The sequence below is a fragment of the Pseudomonas sp. WS 5411 genome (assembly GCF_012985595.1).
In the GTDB taxonomy this organism is placed as follows: Bacteria; Pseudomonadota; Gammaproteobacteria; order Pseudomonadales; family Pseudomonadaceae; genus Aquipseudomonas; species Aquipseudomonas shahriarae.
This window is the reverse complement of sequence record NZ_JAARMC010000044.1, coordinates 1-2,821: the sequence shown is the minus strand read 5'-3', so window position 1 is coordinate 2,821 and position 2,821 is coordinate 1. Positions and strand designations below refer to the sequence as shown.

Here is a 2,821-nt window from a genome sequence, read left to right as displayed (position 1 = left end):
ACATCGACCTTGTCGATGGTGTCGTTGATTTGCGTCGTTGCGCCGTTGCCTGCAACCACGAGTTTCTCGAAGTTGCCGCCGTCAGTACCGGTGATCTTGACGGTTTGGGTGCTCTTATCGACGAACACGTCATCGCCTGGAGCATCAACGGTGACGGTACCGACGGTCTCGCCGGCCTTGATGGTGATGGTTTGCTTGTTATCGAGGGTCAAGGTGACGTCAGTGTCAGCCTTGTTGCTCAAGGTGGCGGTGTAGGTGATGGTGCCGCCTTCGTTGACGGCGCTTGGCGCGGTCAGGGTGACGGTGGTGGTGTTATCGGTACCTGGGGTATCAGTAACAGTCGTGGTGACCTTGTCAGTACCTGGAACCAGGTTTTCGAAGTGCGCGCCACCGGTGACTTCTTTAATGCCGGTAGTAACTGTTTGGTCGCCTTTGTACACATCATCCGGTGCCACAACCGAGACAGTCCCGCTCGACTGGTTCACACCGATGGTGATGACCTGGTTGTTATCCAGGGTCACAGTCACAGGGTTGGTGATGTTGGTTACCGGCGCACCGTTTTTATCCACAAGGGTGGCGGTGTAGACGATCTGGCCGCCTTCACCCACGGTTTTGGTCGCGGTCAGCACTACATCGACCTTGTCGATGGTGTCGTTGATTTGCGTCGTTGCGCCGTTGCCTGCAACCACGAGTTTCTCGAAGTTGCCGCCGTCGGTGCCAGTGATCTTGACGGTCTGGGTGCTCTTGTCGACGAACACGTCATCGCCAGGGGCATCAACGGTGACGGTGCCGACTGTTTCGCCCGCTTTGATGGTGATGGTCTGTTTGTTGTCCAGCGTCAGGGTGACGTCGGTATCCGCTTTATTAGAAAGCGTAGCGGTGTAGGTGATTTTCCCACCCTCACTCACTTCCGACGGAGCCGTCAAAGTCACTGTCGTGGTGTTATCGGTGCCCGGTGTGTCAGTGACAGTCGTAGTGACCTTGTCAGTCCCTGGAACCAGGTTTTCAAAGTGCTCGCCGCCGGTGACTTCTTTAATACCGGTCGTGACGGTTTGATCACCTTTGTAAACGTCGTCTGGAGCCACAACCGAGACAGTACCGCTCGACTGGTTCACACCAATGGTGATGACCTGGTTGTTATCCAGAGTCACGGTCACAGGGCTGGTGATGTTGGTCACCGGCGCGCCGTTCTTATCCACCAAGGTCGCGGTGTAGACGATCTCGCCGCCTTCGCCCACAGTTTTAGTGGCGGTCAGGACCACATCGACCTTGTCGATGGTGTCGTTGATTTGCGTCGTTGCGCCGTTTCCTGCAACCACGAGCTTCTCGAAGTTGCCGCCGTCAGTCCCGGTGATCTGGACAGTCTGGGTGCTCTTGTCGACGAACACGTCATCGCCAGGGGCATCAACGGTGACGGTACCGACGGTTTCGCCGGCCTTGATGGTGATGGTTTGTTTGTTATCGAGTGTCAGGGTGACGTCAGTGTCAGCCTTGTTGCTCAAGGTGGCGGTGTAAGTGATCTGGCCACCTTCACTCACTTCCGACGGAGCCGTCAGCGTCACTGTCGTGGTGTTATCGGTACCTGGGGTATCAGTGACAGTCGTGGTGACTTTGTCAGTACCTGGAACCAGGTTTTCAAAGTGCGTGCCACCGGTGACTTCCTTGATGCCGGTAGTAACCGTTTGGTCGCCTTTGTACACATCATCCGGAGCCACAACCGAGACAGTCCCGCTCGACTGGTTCACACCAATGGTGATGACCTGATTGTTATCCAGGGTCACAGTCACAGGGCTGGTGATGTTAGTTACTGGCGCACCGTTTTTATCCACAAGGGTGGCGGTGTAAACGATCTCGCCGCCTTCACCCACAGTTTTAGTGGCGGTCAGGACCACATCGACCTTGTCGATGGTGTCGTTGATGGTGGTAGTCGCGCCATTGCCAGCAACCACGAGCTTCTCGAAGTTGCCGCCGTCGGTGCCGGTGATCTGGACGGTCTGGGTGCTCTTGTCGACGAACACGTCGTCGCCTGGAGCATCAACGGTGACGGTACCAACAGTTTCGCCGGCCTTGATGGTGATGGTTTGCTTGTTGTCCAGCGTCAGGGTGACGTCGGTATCCGCTTTATTAGAAAGCGTAGCGGTGTAGGTGATTTTCCCACCTTCACTCACTTCCGACGGAGCCGTCAGCGTCACTGTCGTGGTGTTATCGGTACCTGGGGTATCAGTGACAGTCGTGGTGACTTTGTCAGTACCTGGAACCAGGTTTTCAAAGTGCTCGCCACCGGTGACTTCTTTAATACCGGTCGTGACGGTTTGATCACCTTTGTACACATCATCCGGAGCCACAACCGAAACAGTACCGCTCGACTGGTTCACACCGATGGTGATGACCTGGTTGTTATCCAGGGTCACAGTCACAGGGTTGGTGATGTTGGTCACCGGCGCGCCGTTTTTATCCACAAGGGTGGCGGTGTAGACGATCTCGCCGCCTTCACCCACAGTTTTGGTGGCGGTCAGCACTACATCGACTTTGTCGATGGTGTCGTTGATGGTGGTAGTCGCGCCATTGCCAGCAACCACGAGTTTCTCGAAGTTGCCGCCGTCGGTGCCGGTGATCTGGACGGTCTGGGTGCTCTTGTCGACGAACACGTCGTCGCCTGGAGCATCAACGGTGACGGTACCAACAGTTTCGCCGGCCTTGATGGTGATGGTTTGCTTGTTATCGAGGGTCAAGGTGACGTCAGTGTCGGCCTTGTTGCTCAAGGTGGCGGTGTAGGTGATGGTGCCGCCTTCGTTGACGGCGCTTGGCGCGGTCAGGGTGA

The 2,821-nt window shown here is 56.2% G+C and carries 1 protein-coding gene; it reads right to left on the bottom strand.

All coding sequences use genetic code 11. The features are described 5' to 3' along the window. Window positions 1-2,821, bottom strand: a 2,821-nt coding sequence (locus HBR93_RS26670; RefSeq protein ID WP_346266859.1) for an immunoglobulin-like domain-containing protein, incomplete at both ends; no start/stop codon positions are given.